Genomic DNA, 15,488 nt, shown 5'->3' on the forward strand with positions numbered 1-15,488 from the left:
GGGCAGTAGCATTGCGGCATGGGGGATGGTGCGAATCAGGGTCGCGGCAAGGTCATAGTGACAAACTTCGACTCGGTCGCCCAAGCGCGTCTCTGGCGCGAGCGTGGCTCTGCGGAGGCAACCGATCAGCTGTTGGCCATGCTTCGCACTGCAGTGCTGCTCGGTGAGGATCTTCAACTCGACCGGAACCAACTTTTCGACGGCATCTTCTTCCTGGCCCTCGGGCCGGACCGCATCGGAGCTGAACTCGGTCTTCAACAGGGCGCGTCACTTCCCATAAGACTGACGGGTAGCGCACCCGAGGGTTTCGACCTCTCAGCGCTCGACCTGCTCAACTCCGGGATGGCCATCGGTGCCGCACAAGCTGCGCGGGTACGTAGGGCAGTCGAGGCCTTCTTGGATATTCAGCTCGGGCATGTCCGCTCCGCCGAGTTTCAGGCATCATCCTCAGCGATGATGGCCGTATGCGGGTCGAAGGAGGGCAATGCGTGGCTGCTCCCACCGGCTGGTCCCCACTGGTTTCCGGGCACTGGCTTCCGGGACCGACTGCATCCCATGACCGAAGTTCTCAGAGAGATGATGCATCTCATCGCCAAGGCCCAGGATGAATGGGCGGACGCTCTTCTGCGAGACAGACTGACCGTTGGAGTGTGGCGGGGTGGCATCCCCATCCTGGAGGGGCACCGCGAGGAGCTGAGGTCGCTGGGCTTCCCCGAAGAAGATCTTGTTCCCCTTGCGCGCGACGTCTCAGGTCTGGAGACGCAGGTGCGCAAGGTGGCGCTCGATGAGCTGGCCTCCCGTGCGCTGGAGAGGTGGGGTGGATCGGGAGAGGGCGGTGGGGGTCGACCCCGCGACTTCACCCATTCGGAAGCCCGCGAGATGCGGTTTGCATTGGAGCTGTGGTCGAGAGGCTATTACCGGGCGATCGCTAGACGTGACGGTGCCATGCTGGTGGCCTTCGCGGAAGCAGCTGATGCAGGAGGTAAGGGCGCGGACCCGCTGCGCCGTGCTTACGGCCTCGAAAAGCCTGACCGGGACCTGTGGCAGCGAATCCGTGACGCCATTCCTGCGCGGTCGGCTGGCGCTGAGCTCAGCGGCGCAATGCGCATCGACGGGGAGATCCTGGACCACCTTCGCCAGATCGACCCGGGTGTCTACAGGCAACTGACTCGAACCTCTTCGGGGGTGCTTTCCCGCATCCGGGCACGAGACTCCTCAGCAATGATGGATCTTGCCCTAGCTACCAGGGAGGCGGTCTCGAGCGTTCCGCGCCGCCGGCCCCGTATCGTCCGCAACGCCGTGCGCGTCGGCGCCCTCACCCTGGTCGCGCTGCTGGTTGCCTTCCTCGCGGTGGTGCCCGGTGTGGTGGACCTCAGTCGAACGGAACAAGTTGCGGTGCTTGTCGGGAGCGCCATGGTCGGGGCTCTGGCGGGCCTGCCGTGGGACGAGATCGGCAACATCATCCGGCTGCGTCCCAGCGCGCTGACGGCAACTCTCAACATCACGCTCATCGACAGGATCCACACATGACGGACGAACACCCGCTGCTATGGCACAACGAGTGGTCTGCCATTGATCGGGATCTGAGAGTCGACTCCCAGCTGCGGGAAGATGCAGGGCACCGCTACCGTCTGTATCGGGTCATCCAGGGGCAGCAGGAGGCCGCTGGAGCGGTCGCCTTGGCGATCCGGCGGGCAGCAGCCACGGAGGTGCTGCTGGTGCGGCATATCAGGCCCATACCGGGCGTCACGCTCTGGGAGTTACCTCGCGGCATCGCCGAAAGGACTGATGAAGACATGGTGGCGGCCGCTCGTCGCGAGTTCACCGAGGAGACCGGTCTTCCGACGGAGTCGGGTCGTTCGCTGGGATCCGTCTACCCGGATTCTGGGCTGTTGGCCAACGAGGTGGCGGTAGTGGCGGTCACTCTGAGCAATGGGCCCTGGTCGACACCCGATGGTGAAGTTCTGGAGGCGCGCTGGTTTCCCGTCGCTGGCCTGCCCGCACTGGTCGTCAGTGGTCACCTGCGCGATGGCATCAGTCTTTCGGCGCTGGCTCTGGCTGCCACCTCTGGTGCACTTGGCTCCATGGACCATCTACTGGCCGCCGACTGACGAACCTCCACAGAGTGGCGGATGTAGCTACTCGGTGGCGACCTGCTTGCGGTAGGCCTCTGCCTCCCAGTTCTCGATGAACCGGCGTTCACGCTCGTCGAGGGCCCGCACCCGGCCCAGGGCGGTGGCCGCCCGTCCGACAGTCAACGCGTCGACGTACACCTCCAACGCTGTCTGCGCCTGCTTCTGGTCGGCACCGACGGCGATCACGCCCAGGCCGGGGACCACCGCGATGACCGGGGCGACACCATGCTGCTCGCGGTGCCGGCGCACGGCGGCCTCGGCGTCGTCGCCCTCGGCCAACACCAGGGGGAAGGAGCCGGAGTACACGATCTGGTCCGGGATCAGCGGGCCCTCGTGCAGGAACCTCGCCCCGGCTTCGGTGGACGGGAAGCCGACGGCAACCTCGCCGCTGTCCAGAGCCGTGAACTCGACGCCCAGAGCGGTGCGGAACGCCTCGGCGACCGCCGGCAGGCCGCCGGTGGCGGCGTCGACGGCCTGCTGCACCCGTCGCATGACGCGGTGACTCTCGCTGCGCACCTGGTCCGGGTCGTCGCCGGAGACGATGAGGCCGTGGTTCATGAGGAACGTGGTGGTGGGGGCGGGCCGGCCGGTGCGCTCCGTGTAGGCGGCGCGGCGTGCGGCGATCTCCCTGGCCAGCGGCAGGCCGGGGTCGACGTAGGGCACCCAGAGGACCTGATCGCCGAACAGCCGGCGGGTCAGCTCCTCGCCGTCGGCGTTGCAGGTCACCGCGTTGATGAGCAGCGGGTGGGTGTGCAGCACGAACGTGTCGTCGATGAGGGCGTGGAAGAGGATCTCCACCGACGGCCGGCGGGGCCCGTCGTCGAGCCTCGCCAGGGTGGCCAGGTGGTTGACCGGGTCGCCGAGCGCGGGGTCCGGATCCGGGCTTGCGAGGGCGCTGTTGAGGACGTCGACGGCGAGCGGCACCAGGTCGTCGGTGCTGAGCGTGGCCATGGAGACACCGCTGGGCTTGATCCAGAGCACGCCGCCGGACTTCACCGACGAGTTGCCGCCGCCCGCCCGGGTGAAGGCCGGGTCGGCGCCGAACTCGTTGGACAGCGTCACGATCTCACGCAACAGGCCGACGGGCCGCTCGGGGGAGGGTTGGTAGGAGGTCAGGTCGGTGGACATCATCGAGATCTTTCGCAGTTCGGAGAGGGAGCCGTGGAGCAGGCCGACGGCGCGGGCCTGGATGAGCGAGTTGCCGATGGCGGTCGCCTCGACGGGCCCGGCAAGTACGGGCAGCCCCGTGCGGTCCGCGGTCAGTTGGTTCAGGAGGGTGTTTGCAGAGCCACCGCCGACGATGACGACGCGGCGCGGCCGGCGGCCGGTCAGGTGCGCCAGTTCCGCGATCGTGTCGGCGTAGGCGGCGGCCAGCGATTCGAGGACGGAGCGGGTGAAGAAGGCGGGGTCGTCGAGACGTTCGTCGCCTCCCAGGAGCGCCTTGACCCGGGCCGGCATGTTGCCAGGCGGGAGAAGTGAGGGGTGGTTGACGTCGAACACGGGCGCGTCCGTGACGCGGCGGGCGGCCTGCGCCAGGGCGGCGGGGGAGTGGCGGTGCCCCTGCGAGTCCCAGTGGCGGATCGCCTCGGAGATGACCCAGAGGCCCATCACGTTCTTGAGGTATCTGACGGTGCCGTCGACCCCGCCCTCGTTGGTGAAGTTCGCCAGCCGTGACTCCTCGGTCAACACCGGCGCCGACAATTCCATGCCGACCAGGGACCAGGTGCCGGACGAGATGAACACGTCGCCGTCGTCCTCTAGCGGGGCGCCCACGACGGCGGAGGCAGTGTCGTGCGAACCCACCGCGACGAGCGGGATGCCGGCGGCGGGACCTGTGATGATGTCACCAAGCACGGTGCCGGGCTCGACCAGCTCCGGGAAGATGCGGCGCGGCAGTCCCAGCCGGTCGATCACCGCCCAGTCCCACCGGCCGGTGCGCGGATCGAGCAGCGCGGTGCTGGAAGCGTTGGTTCGCTCGGCGACCGCCCGCCCGGTCAGCCAGAAGCCCAGCAGATCGGGCAGCATCAGGAAGCCGGTGGCCCGCTCGAGCCGGCCAGTTGAGAGGTCGTGCCCGAACTGGTTGATGGTGTTGAACACCACGTCCTGCAGCCCGGTGCGGGAGTACAACTCCCGGTGCGGAATGACCGCCTCCACCACGGCGCGGCCTTCAGCGGTGCGCTCGTCGCGGTAGTTGTACGGGAGGTCGAGCAGCCCCTCCTCATTCAAGAGGCCGTAGTCGACGGCCCAACAGTCGATGCCGACGGCGGCCACGTCCCCGTGGGCCGCCGCCATCGCCAGGCCGATGCCGGTCTGGATCTCATCGAACAGGGCCACGACGTCGAGCCGGAGCCCGGAGTCGATGCTGTGGGCGGCAGTGGAGAAGCGGTGCACCTCGGTCAGTTCGGCGCGCGCGCCGTCGAAACGTGTCAGTACGACCCGTCCACTGGTGGCGCCCAGGTCGACCGAGATGACCGCATTCATGGGGTCAGGCTCCCCAGCTCGACTGGGCACCGCCGACGCGCTCCTCGGCGATCTTGGCGAGGTAGCCGCTGTCGGCGAACGCCTTCATGGGGTCGGCCGGGAGGTCCCGGCTCTCCCGCCATTGCGCCAGCGCAGGCCGCACGTCGGTGTAGAACGCGTCCATGAGCACGGCGTTCGCGCCCAGCACGTCGCCCGCCTCCTGGGCCGCCTCGAGAGCGTCGGTGTCGACCAGCAGGGTGCGGGCGGTCATCTCCTGCACGTTGAGCACGGAGCGGATCTGTCCCGGCACCTTGTCCTCGATGTTGTGGCACTGGTCGAGCATGAAGACCACGCCGTTCTCGGCGTCGAATCCGCCGCCCCGCTTGACCTCCCACAGGATGCGGAAGAGCTGGAACGGGTCCGCGGCTCCGACGATGAGGTCGTCGTCGGCGTAGAAGCGTGAGTTGAAGTCGAACGACCCCAGCTTCCCGAGGCGCAACAACTGGGCGACGATGAACTCGATATTGGTGCCCGGGGCGTGGTGGCCGGTGTCGAGGCAAACGAAGGCGCGCTCACCGAGGGCGGAGACGTGGGCGTACGAGGTGCCCCAGTCCGGCACGTCGGTGTGGTAGAACGACGGCTCGAAGAACTTGTACTCCAGCACGAGGCGCTGGTTCTCGCCGATGTGCCGGTAGATCTCCGCGAGGGAATCGGCCAGCCAGTCCTGGCGGCGGCGCAGGTCGCCCTGGCCTGGGTAGTTGGTCCCGTCGGCCAGCCAGATCTTGAGGTCCTGGGAGCCGGTCTGGTTCATCACCTCGATGCAGTCGAGGTGGTGCTCGATGGCGCGACGACGGACGCCCGCGTCGTGGTGCGCGAGGCTGCCGAACTTGTACTCGTCGTCCTGGAAGGTGTTGGAGTTGATGGTGCCGATGCCGACACCGAGGTCCTCGGCGTACTCCAGCAGGCCCTTCCAGTCGTCGACCTTGTCCCAGGGGTAGTGGAGGGAGACCTTGGGCGCGAGGCCGGTGTACTTCTGTACCTGCGCCGCGTCGGCCAGCTTCTCGTGGACGTTGCGCGGGGTCCCGGGGGTGCCGAACACCCGGAACCGGGTGCCTGAGTTACCGTAGGCCCACGACGGAACCTCGATGGCCTGCGCTGCCAATTGCGCGCTGATGCCTTCTTCGAACATAGCCGCCTCCTTGCGGTGTGTTGAATCGTTTCAACGAATGTACTCACAGGATACGATCTGCGCGGGACAAGGTCAAGAAATTCTGTGAAGAGCGGGCTCAGCGCGGAACGGCGCTCGACGCGCGGACCACGAGCGTGGGTGTGAAGACCATCTCGCGGTGCTCGTGGCTGCGGCCGGCTTTGCGGTCGCCGATCTCTTCCAGCAGCAGGTCTGCCGCGGCCCGGCCGAGTTCACGCCTCGGTTGGGCCACTGAGGACAGTGGTACGGCTGCTGCCGCTGCGAACTCGATGTCGTCGTATCCGATGATCGCCACGTCGTCCGGCACCCGAAGTTGGCGTGCCACGAGGCCCTGGAGGAGGCCGACGGCGAGCACGTCGTTGGCGCAGAACACGCCGGTGGGTCGTCGCTCCGCAGGAATGTCGGCGAGATTGTCCGCCGCGTCGCGGCCCGCTGCGAAGCTGAACTCGGGCGTCGGGATGACCAGGAGTTCGGCCCCGGCGTCGGCGGCGGCCCCGCTGATGCCCTCGTGCCGGCGTCGCACCTGGGTGAGCATGCCCGGCCCGCCCACGAAGGCCAGCCTGCGGTGCCCCTGCCCGATGAGATGTCGGCCCGCGATCGCCCCTCCCTCGACATCGTCGACGCCGGCTGTGCAGTGTTCACCGCCGTTGACCCGGTCCACCAGCACGGTGGGGATCCCTGCGCGGCGCAGTTCGGCGACCTCGGTGGGGATACTCTCGATCGGGCCGAGGATCACTCCGCCCACCCGCTGGTCACGGAAGGAGCGCAGCAGTGCCTTCTCGCGGTCCGTGCGGTTGTCGGCGTCGCCGATGGTGGAGTAGTACCCCTCGCTCTCCAAGCGGGACTGAGCCGCGCGCAACAGGTCTGCGAAGAACGGGTTGGTGACGTCCATCACGGCTAATCCGATGGTCTGACTGCGCCCGGCACGAAGTTCCCGCGCCATCTGGTTGGGTATCCAGCCGAGTTCGCGGATGGCGTCCTCGACGCGTCGCCTTGTGTCCGGCAACACCTTGTCGGGGTTGTTGACCACATTGGACACCGTGCCCAGCGAGACCTTCGCCAAGTCGGCGACGTCCCGCATGCTGAGTCGGCGCTGCTTGCTCACAACATCCTTCCGAGACGTGGAACTCCCACTGTAGGGGGTCCAACGCCGTGCCCGCCCGTCAACGGCTCGGGGACACGATTCCCGGCTGCGCCGGGAGTGGGGGGGGGGTCAGCAGCTGGCTGACGGGAGCGTGACGGTGACAGGGATTCCCTCGTCCGCGGAATGCGCCGCGACATGGAGCGTGTGGGAGCCCGGCACCGGGATCCGGCGGCCAGCGCCGTCACTCCAGCGCGCGAGGTCCGTGGGGTGCACAGTGATGCGGGCCTGCGCCGTCGACCCCGCGTGCACCGGGATGCGCCGGAAGGCCACGAGCTCCCTCGCGGCCTCGCCGTCGAACCGGGCGTACACCTGGGCGACGTGGGCGGTGTCCCGTGTGCCGAGGTTGGTCACGGTGATGTCGAGGTGCACTGAGCCGTCGGGGAGTTGGCCCGAGCTGACCCGGGCTTCCGTCGCGGCGTAGCCCAGCCCGAAGCCGAACGGGAAGCGTGCCCCGCGGCTCAGGATGCCGGGGGAGCGGTAGCCGATACCACCGTCCTCGTCGTAGTCCACGGTCTCGGGCATGAGCCCCGGCGGCGTGTGGCCCGGCAGGTCCGCCCTGCGCCAAGGGAACGTGAGCGGGAGTCTTCCGCCCGGCTCTGCGTCGCCGAAGAGCATCGCGGCCAGCGCCTCGCCATAGCGTTCTCCCGGGTACCAGACCTGGAGGATGGCGGCCACTTCGTCGGCCCAGTCGACCTCGACGGCGCCCGGAGTGTTGAGGACCACCACCGTGCGTGGGTTGGCGGCGGCCACCCGGCGCACGAGTTCATTCTGGTCGCCGGGGATGGCGAGGGAGTCGCGGTCCATGCCTTCGCCCGTGGCCATGGTCACGAACACGACGGCGACATCGGCCTCCGCCGCGATTCGGGCGGCCTCGTCCAACCTGTCCCCGGGTTCTTGCCATCCGAGCCGCAGAGTGGGGCCGAGGCCCATGGGCGGGATGGTGATGGCCGGGCCCGGTGTGAAGTCGATCTCCAGCACGACGGGGACTCCTGCCCGGAGATCAACCACAGTCTGCATGGGGTAGTGCGGGCCGCTGATGAACTGCTCCACCTCGCGACCACCGGCCATGATCTCGACGCCGTCCAGCCGGACGCGCGCGGCCCCGCCGAGGGTGAGGCTCAACCGGTGGGCACCTGAGGTCGAGGGTGTCAGGAGGGTCCGCCAGGCGCGTGGCCATGCTCGCCCGGGATCGGCGGGGTCGAGCGTGTGGTCGATCTGGGGGAGTACGTCCGTCCACGTGGCGCTGCCGTCGGTGAACTCCACCTCGACACCCGGGCGAGAACCGTCGGGAAGGGTGAACGCGGAGGCGGGTACCGGGGGCAGGGGCACATCGCCCACCGAGCCCGTGGCCAGCGACACCCGCGCGGCACGGGAAGCGATGGCGTCTCGAGGCGAAGTGATCCGGGACCGGGTCAGCGAGACGGACGCCGCACCACCGACCACGTGAACTGCGTCGTCGTGGCAGGGCCCGATGAGGGCGACCGACTGTTCGGCGGCCAGGGGCAACAGGCCATCGTTGCGCAGCAGCACCGAGCCCCCCACCGCCGCGCGGAAGGCGAGGTCACGGTGGTCTTCAGATGAGGGCTCTCCCGCCGGGGGAAGCGGATGGTCGACCAGCCCCACCCCGATCATGGCGCGAACGACGTTGGCCACGGCGCGGCTGAGCAATCCCGGGTCCGCTGCGGCGACCATCTCGGGGGTGCGGCCGCCGCCGCCACCCAGGGCACCCAGATCGAGTCCCGCCTCGAGAGCCTTCTGTGGGTCCCTGACCGCGAAGATGAAGTCCGGGCAGTAGAACCCCTTCCAGCCCCACATCTCCCTCGGGAGGTCGAGCAACTCCCTCGACTCGCAGACGTATTCGCCGCCCAGACGGTTGTAGGAGCCCATCATCGACCAGGCGCCCGCGCGGATGGCGGCCTCGAACGGCCTCAGATAGACATCGTGGAGTTCCGCCCGGGAGACCTTGACGTTCACCGAATCGCCCCGCTCCGGCTCCAGCCCGTGGCCGGTGCGGCGCTTCTCGCCGTTGTAGGCGACATAGTGCTTCACCTGTGCCACGACGTGGCGGCTCTGCACGCCCCGGACGTGGGCGGCGCCCAGGACCCCGGTGAGGTGGGGATCCTCGCCGAGCGCCTCGCCGATGCGACCGCCGACCGGGTCGCGGGCCAGGTCCACCGTCGGGCCGAGGAGGACGGTGAACCCGGCCCGCCGGGCCTCTTCGCCGACCGCCGCGCCGTACTCCTCCGCAAGCTCCTCGTCGAAGCTCGCGGCGAGGGCGATGCCGGCGGGGAAGGCGGTGGCGGAGTCGACGCCGCGCAACCCTGTGCCCGCGTCGACGTAGTGGGGCTCTGGGATGCCGCGGGACGTCAGGGCAGTGAAGTCGCCGAGGGCGACCGCCTCGAAGTCGGCGGGCGCAAGATCAGCGAGCAACGCGGAGACGCGGTCCTCGAGCGCGAGATCGGGACTGAGCCACGGTGAACCTGTCATCGTCAGCGCCCTTGCCGTGTGGCGTTGAGCTCGTCCAGCTTGGATTCGAGGGCTGTGATCACCTTCGTGGACACCAACCGGGTGGTGCTGGCCAGGGGCTGGTTGGCCACCCAGCGGGTGCGTCGGCGGAAGTCTTTGCCGACCGCGGGGTCGACGGCGTCGAACGCCGCCACCACGGCGTCATAGGCAGGGCGGTCGTCGATGACGGCGGACAGCGGTGTGTCCATGGTGACGCACTGCGCCCCGGGCGTGACCTCGGGATCCTCGATCGTCCAGGTGTGGGTGCCCGAACCCACCGTGAACGCGGCACGGCCCGGAAGTTCCACGCTGGCGCGTGAGTTCGCGGGAATGACGGCCTCGACGACAACCTTTCCCTCCTGCCGGCGCCAGCCCACCTTGATCTCGCCGTAGGGACCGTCGAAGCGGGCCGCAGCGTGGTCGAGACCGGGGATGGGCACGGGTGCCACCCGGACCGTCCGGTACGCCGGTTCCCCGGGGCTGAGCCCGGCCACCACGCGGTGCAGCCAATCGGCCACGGATCCCAGCGCGTAATGGTTGAACGAGGTCATCTCGCCCGGGTTGATGGAGCCGTCCTCCAGCATCGAGTCCCAGCGCTCCCACACCGTCGTGGCTCCCATGGTGACCGAGTAGAGCCACGAGGGGCACTCTGTCTGCAGGAGCATCCGGGCGGCGGCCGCAGTGTGGCCGGTGCTGGTCAGCGCGTGGGTGACCAGCGGGGTCCCGACGAAGCCGGTGCTGATCCGGTAGCCGTCGCGGCGCACGAGTTCGGCGAGCCGCCTGCCGAAGCCATCGACCAGTGGGGGCGTGGCCAGCCCGAACTCGAGGGCAAGTGCGTAGGCCGTCTGGGCGTCGGAGACGATGCGACCTGCCGGGGTGACGTATTCGCGCAGCCACGCCTCGCGGACGCGTCCGGCGGCGGCGCGGTAGTGGGCTGCCTCCTTCTCGAAACCGAGCTGCTCGGCGGCCCGCGCCGTCAGCGTGGAGGAGCGGAAGAGGAAGGCGCTGGCCACGAGATCGGGGTCCGTCTTGGCCTTGGCCGGGTCATCGGCCGGGGCGTCCGGGTCCACCCAGTCGCCCCACTGGTACATGCCCTCCCACAGATGGCGCTCACCGGCCAGGGCGAGGATGTGGTCGGTCCAGCCCTTCATGGAGGGGTACTGGCGCTCCAACGTGGCGGTGTCGCCGAAGCGCTCGTGCAGCAGCCAGGGCAGGACGGTGGCGGCGTCGCCCCACGCAGCGGTCGGGACGCTGCCCGAGTCAAGTACGTCCGGGACGGTGAAGGCGACGCTGCCGTCGGCGTGCTCCTGCTCCAGTGCGAGGTCCACGAGCCAGGAGGCCAGGAATGCGTCGGAGTCGTAGAGGAAGCTCGCGGTGGGCCCGAAGATCTGGATGTCGCCGGTCCAGCCCAATCGTTCGTCGCGCTGGGGGCAGTCCGTGGGCAGGTAGAGGAAGTTCCCGCGCATGCTCCACACCACGTTCTCGTGGAGGCGGTTGACGAGCTCGTCAGAAGACTCGAACCAGCCGGTGCGGCGCATGTCTGAACCGATCACCTCGGCCACCACGTCACTGGGGTCGAAGGCCCCCGGCCAGCCATCCACCTCGGCGTACCGGAAGCCATGGAAGGTGAACAGGGGAGCCCACCTCTCCTCGCCGTCGCCGCGGAGCGTGAAGGTGTCGGTGGCCGTGGCCACTCGCAGTGGGCGGGTGCCCAGTTCGCCGTCCTCCAGTACCTCGGCGTGCCGCAGGGTGACGGTGTCGCCCGAGGTGCCGGACACCCGGATCCGAAGCCGACCCACGAGGTTCTGCCCGAAGTCCAGCAGCGTCCGGCCCGACGGCGAGATGAGGACCTGCTGCACCGGTACCGTCTGGGTCACGCGGACCGACGGCGAGGTGCGGGGTCCGGGCACAGGTCCGGCAGGGCGGATCTTGACGGGGGCCCAGGCGGCGTCGTCGAAGTGCGCTCTGTCCCAGCCGTCCTGGAGCCGGCGCGCATCAAAGGTCTCGCCCTTGTAAAGCCCGGCCCCGGTCCATGGCCCATTGCCGGTCGCTCGCCAATCGGCATCGGTGGCGACCCACTCCCGGGTGCCATCGGCGTATTCGAGGAGCAGTTGGCCCGCGACGGACGGCTGGGTGCCGTAGAACGGCCGGGCCTGCCCCTGGAAGCCGTAATGCTCGGTGTACCAGCCGCCTGCCAGGACAACCCCGATCGCGTTGGGACCCTCATTCAGTTGGTTCGTGACGTCCGTGGTCTCGTGCACCAGCCGGTACTGGTAGGGAGTCCAGCCCGGCTTCATGTGCTGGTCGTCGACCGCGGCACCGTTGACCCACGTCTGGTAGACGCCGTGTGCCGTGGCGTACCACGTGGCCCGTCTCAGGCCAGGTCGGACCTCGAATTCTCGCCTGAAGTGCGCGACCTGGGACTCGACGGTGGGGTCAGCCAGACCCACGAAATCGGCCCGCCATTCCCCGTCGCCCAGGAAGGAGGCAGTGAACGTGGCCGGATCGCTCCAGCCGGACCAACCGTCGGGGCCCTCGGTGCGGACCCGGAGCTCGCCCCGCCCCCGGGGGTGGAGATCCGCGAACGGCCAGTCCACGAAGACGGACCGGTCCCCCTCGATGGGGGCCACCTGCTCGTCGGCCCCTGCCAGCGTCAGCGCCAGTTCGGCGCGCAGTTGTCGCCAGGCCGGCTGGTCACTGCGGGAGATCCACGACACCCGCGGACGGGGCATGGGGACCGCGCCGCCGTCGAGTCCGTAGTCGAGACGGGGGGCGTCAGCCGTGTGCGACATGGTGCACCTTTCAGGCGTGTGAGTCTCAGCCCTTGACGGCGCCGGCGGTCATGCCGGCCACGATCTGGCGCTGGAAGAGGACATAGAGGATGAGCATGGGGATGGTGATCACGAGGATGTTGGTGAACAGCAGGTTGTAGCTGGTGACGAACTGGCTGCGGAAGTTGAACAGTGTGAGCTGCACTGTCGCGTTGGCATCACCCGGGAGGAAGTAGAGCGGGTTCTGGAAGTCGTTGAACACGAAGATCGACTGGACGACGATGATCGTGACGATCACGGGCTTGAGCAGCGGCAGGATGACGCGGAAGAACAGCCGCACCGGACCGGCGCCGTCCACCACGGCGGCTTCGTCGATCTCCTTGGGGATGGTGGAGACGAAGGCGCGCATCATCAGCACTGTGAAGGACAGGCCGAAGGCCACCTCGATCAGGATGAGCCCGTGCAGCGTCTTGAAGATGCCGAGGCTCTGCATCACCCAGATGGTGGGTACGACGGCAGGCGGGATGATGAGTCCGGAGAGCACCAGGCCGTTGATGAGGCCGTTCCACCTGCTGGCGCGGCGCGACAGCACGTAGGCGATCATCGAGCCGAAGAGCACCATCAGTGTGACGCTGGCCACGGTGAGGATCGCCGAGTTGATGAAGGCGATGATGAGCATGTAGTCGCGGGCCTGGAAGACCTCGACGATGTTGCTCCACAGCTGGAACTGCTCCGGCCACGAGAACTGGAGGCGTGCGGCCTCCTGGGGCGACTTCGAGGCAGTCGTGAAAACGAAGGCGAGCGGGACGAGGAACACCACGGTGGTGACGACGATGCCGACGATGCCGATGATCCACCTGGTGGATGAGCGCATGGCGTTCACAGGTCTGTCTCCTTCGAGTTCATCCAGCGGGACAGGGGATAGATGATGGCGGTGACGACGATGAAGAGGATCACGTTGCCGGCGGTGGACAGCCCGTAGAAGCCCGCCTGGTACTGCTTGTAGATGACCGACGCGATGACGTCGGAGGCGAAGCCCGGTCCGCCCTGTGTCGTCGTCCAGATGAGGTCGAACGAGCGCAGCCCACCGATGAGTGACAGCAGGATGACGGTGGACGTGGCTGGGAAGGACAGCGGCAGGATGATCCTGCGGAACACCTGCCAGGAGCTGGCGCCGTCGACGCGGGCGGCCTCGAAGTACTCGGTGGGGATGGCGGCGATACCGGCGATGTAGATCAGGGTGGCCAGGCCGAGGCCCTTCCACACGTCGATGCCGGCTACGCTGAGCAGCGCCAGATCCGGGTTGGTCAGCCAGCCGGGGCCGTCGGCACCGGTGACCCCGCTGATCACGGAGTTCAGCAGGCCGTTGAACGGGTCCAGGAGGATCTGGAAGGTGAGGCCGACTCCGACGGAGCTGAGCAGCACAGGGAAGAACGTCACGGAGCGTAGATAGCCGCGGGCGATGATGGGGGCCGACAACAACACGGCCAGCCCCATGCCGAGCACGACCTTGGCGACTGAAGTGACGAAACCGTAGGTGAGGGTGTTCCAGAGCGAGCCGATGAGGCCCGGCTCCTGGAAGAACATCACGAAGTTCTCGAACCCCACGAAGAAGGAGTCGAACAGCGTCCACCGCGTGAACGCGAAGTAGAACGACACGACCGTGGGAATGATGAACAGCACGAAAAAGATGAGGCCGCCGGGCAGGTAGAACCACATGGGATACGTCTTGTCCATGTGTCGCACTCGACGACCCGGTCGCGAGGCTGTTGTTTCGTCGGGGATCGGAGGCACGGTTGGCGCGCTGGTGGTGGAAGTCATCGGGGATTCCTTGTGAGAGATCGAGGTGGGGCGCCGCCGCTGCGCCGTGAAGGGTGGTGGGGGCCTGAGCCCCCACCACGCCTCAGGTCACCAGCCTTCGAGGCCGAGCTGCTGGGCCTGCTTCTTCACGTCCTCGTCGTAGCGGGCTGCGCCCTCTTCGGCGGTGGCGATACCGGAGCCCACCTCAACGGTGATCTTCTCCAGGTTCGGACCCTTGATGGGCGACAGGAACTCCAGTGCCGGGCTGGTGTTGCCCTCGTCGAAGTAGGACTGGAGGTCCTGGACGGCGGCCGGGAGCCCGTCGGGGAGTTCGCTGCCCTTGACCATGTACGGGCCGGTCGGGTCGACGGCGGCGCTCTGCGCCTCGGAGGCCTCAGGGGTGGCCACGTAGGCGAGGAACTTCTTGGCTGCCTCGAGCTTCTCGCCCTCGGTGGTGGTGGGGATGACCAGCGCGGCCGGGGTCCAGACGGTCAGGCCGTAGTTCTCCTCGTCGTCGCCGGGCTGGGCGAAGAAGCCGATGTTGTCGGCGGCATCTTCGGCCAGTTCCACGTAGCCGGGCACGGCGAACGTGAGCATCGGGTAGTGGGCGCCCTTGCCGTCCACGAGGTACTGCAGGGCCTGGGGCATCTGGATGGAAGCGAAGTCCTTGTTGAAGTAGCCGGCCTCGAAGACCTCCTGGAGGCGCTGGAAGCTCTTCAGGGCGGGCTCCTGCGTGTACTTGGCTTCATTGGCCGTGTACTTCTCGGCCCAGTCGGGCTGCTCGGCGCTCACGTTGTGGAAATCAGCGAGGACGAAGAGCTGGGAGGTCCAGGTTTCGCCGTAGGACTGGAGGACCGGATCGATGCCGGCTTCCTTGATCGCGGCGTTGTTGGCCATGAAATCGTCCCAGGTCTTCGGGATCTCGAGGCCGAGGTCGGCGTAGACCTTCTTGTTGTAGAGGATGCCGCCGGCCATGGCCTGGCCGAAGGGGACACCGTAGGTCTCGTCGTCGAACGTCACGGCCGTTTTGAACGTTTCATCAACGTTGTCCAAGAAGGACTCACCGGTCAGCGGCACCATGTTGCTCGCCGGGTCCAGGGCGGCCAGGAGCGAGCCCGAGTTGTATTGGAAGATGTCGGTCATCTCGCCGGTGGCGAGGCGGGTCTTCACCAGGTTGTCGGCCTCCGCGCCCTCGGGGCGGGTCTCGACGGTCACGACGACTTCGTCCTGTGACTCATTGAAGGCGTCCGCCATGGCCTGGCCGGTTGCGGTGGTGTGCTCGGAGTTGTCGATCAGCATGGTGATCTCGACTGCCTCGGCGCCCGCCTCTGTGGACGTGGTGGAGTCGCTGCTGCCGAGCGAGCCGGCAGAGCAGGCGGTCAGAGACAGGGCGCCGACGATGCCGGCGACGAGGGCCTTGTGGCCTTTCAGGGATGAGGACACTTCGTTGTTCCTTCCGGTCGCGG

Annotated in this window: 10 protein-coding genes; 2 read left to right on the top strand and 8 right to left on the bottom strand. The window is 67.9% G+C overall.

The features are described 5' to 3' along the window. Positions 1-18 precede the first annotated feature (18 nt). Together J7D54_RS03110 and J7D54_RS03115 are read left to right on the top strand one after the other, a co-directional pair. Positions 19-1,530, top strand: a complete 1,512-nt coding sequence (locus J7D54_RS03110; protein WP_182762210.1) for a hypothetical protein — start codon at positions 19-21, stop codon at positions 1,528-1,530. Next, entirely contained in the window at positions 1,527-2,111 is a 585-nt protein-coding gene (locus tag J7D54_RS03115; RefSeq protein WP_182762208.1) for an NUDIX hydrolase, read from the top strand. Before J7D54_RS03110 ends, J7D54_RS03115 begins: the two co-directional genes overlap by 4 nt. A 27-nt stretch (positions 2,112-2,138) precedes the next feature. On the opposite strand, the gene J7D54_RS03120 is transcribed toward J7D54_RS03115, so the two are convergent. From J7D54_RS03120 to J7D54_RS03155, 8 genes are all read right to left on the bottom strand, one after another. Then, a complete protein-coding gene (locus tag J7D54_RS03120) occupies positions 2,139-4,616 on the bottom strand; it encodes an FGGY-family carbohydrate kinase (RefSeq protein ID WP_182762205.1) in 2,478 nt (825 codons plus the stop codon). Positions 4,617-4,620: 4 nt separating this feature from the next. Then, complete coding sequence (gene rhaI / locus J7D54_RS03125; protein ID WP_182762203.1) at positions 4,621-5,784, bottom strand: L-rhamnose isomerase; 1,164 nt, start codon at positions 5,782-5,784, stop codon at positions 4,621-4,623. Positions 5,785-5,881: 97 nt separating this feature from the next. Then, positions 5,882-6,907: a LacI family DNA-binding transcriptional regulator gene (locus tag J7D54_RS03130; RefSeq protein ID WP_245244097.1), complete on the bottom strand. Its 1,026-nt coding sequence runs from the start codon at positions 6,905-6,907 to the stop codon at positions 5,882-5,884. A gap of 108 nt (positions 6,908-7,015) precedes the next feature. Then, positions 7,016-9,433 carry a glycoside hydrolase family 3 C-terminal domain-containing protein gene (locus J7D54_RS03135; RefSeq protein ID WP_182762202.1) on the bottom strand — a complete coding sequence of 806 codons (2,418 nt, stop codon included), beginning with the start codon at positions 9,431-9,433 and terminating at the stop codon, positions 7,016-7,018. A 2-nt stretch (positions 9,434-9,435) separates the two neighbouring features. Continuing rightward, entirely contained in the window at positions 9,436-12,243 is a 2,808-nt protein-coding gene (locus J7D54_RS03140; RefSeq protein WP_182762200.1) for an alpha-L-rhamnosidase, read from the bottom strand. A gap of 25 nt (positions 12,244-12,268) precedes the next feature. Then, positions 12,269-13,096 carry a carbohydrate ABC transporter permease gene (locus J7D54_RS03145; protein WP_182763321.1) on the bottom strand — a complete coding sequence of 276 codons (828 nt, stop codon included), beginning with the start codon at positions 13,094-13,096 and terminating at the stop codon, positions 12,269-12,271. Between the two features lie 5 nt (positions 13,097-13,101). After that, positions 13,102-13,959 (bottom strand): carbohydrate ABC transporter permease, encoded by an 858-nt coding sequence (locus J7D54_RS03150; protein WP_209455197.1) that lies wholly within the window; start codon positions 13,957-13,959, stop codon positions 13,102-13,104. Between the two features lie 171 nt (positions 13,960-14,130). Further along, positions 14,131-15,465, bottom strand: coding sequence for an ABC transporter substrate-binding protein (locus tag J7D54_RS03155; RefSeq protein ID WP_245244099.1), 1,335 nt, complete (start codon positions 15,463-15,465; stop codon positions 14,131-14,133). Positions 15,466-15,488 lie beyond the last annotated feature (23 nt).

The organism is Tessaracoccus sp. MC1865 (assembly GCF_017815535.1).
Lineage (GTDB): Bacteria > Actinomycetota > Actinomycetes > Propionibacteriales > Propionibacteriaceae > Arachnia.

Coding starts and splice junctions, on each gene's coding strand:
- J7D54_RS03110 (WP_182762210.1), top strand. CDS start 19: ATGGGGGATGGTGCGAATCAGGGTCGCGGCAAGGTCATAGTGACAAAC.
- J7D54_RS03115 (WP_182762208.1), top strand. CDS start 1,527: ATGACGGACGAACACCCGCTGCTATGGCACAACGAGTGGTCTGCCATT.
- J7D54_RS03120 (WP_182762205.1), bottom strand. CDS start 4,616: ATGAATGCGGTCATCTCGGTCGACCTGGGCGCCACCAGTGGACGGGTC.
- rhaI (WP_182762203.1), bottom strand. CDS start 5,784: ATGTTCGAAGAAGGCATCAGCGCGCAATTGGCAGCGCAGGCCATCGAG.
- J7D54_RS03135 (WP_182762202.1), bottom strand. CDS start 9,433: ATGACAGGTTCACCGTGGCTCAGTCCCGATCTCGCGCTCGAGGACCGC.
- J7D54_RS03140 (WP_182762200.1), bottom strand. CDS start 12,243: ATGTCGCACACGGCTGACGCCCCCCGTCTCGACTACGGACTCGACGGC.
- J7D54_RS03145 (WP_182763321.1), bottom strand. CDS start 13,096: ATGCGCTCATCCACCAGGTGGATCATCGGCATCGTCGGCATCGTCGTC.
- J7D54_RS03150 (WP_209455197.1), bottom strand. CDS start 13,959: ATGGACAAGACGTATCCCATGTGGTTCTACCTGCCCGGCGGCCTCATC.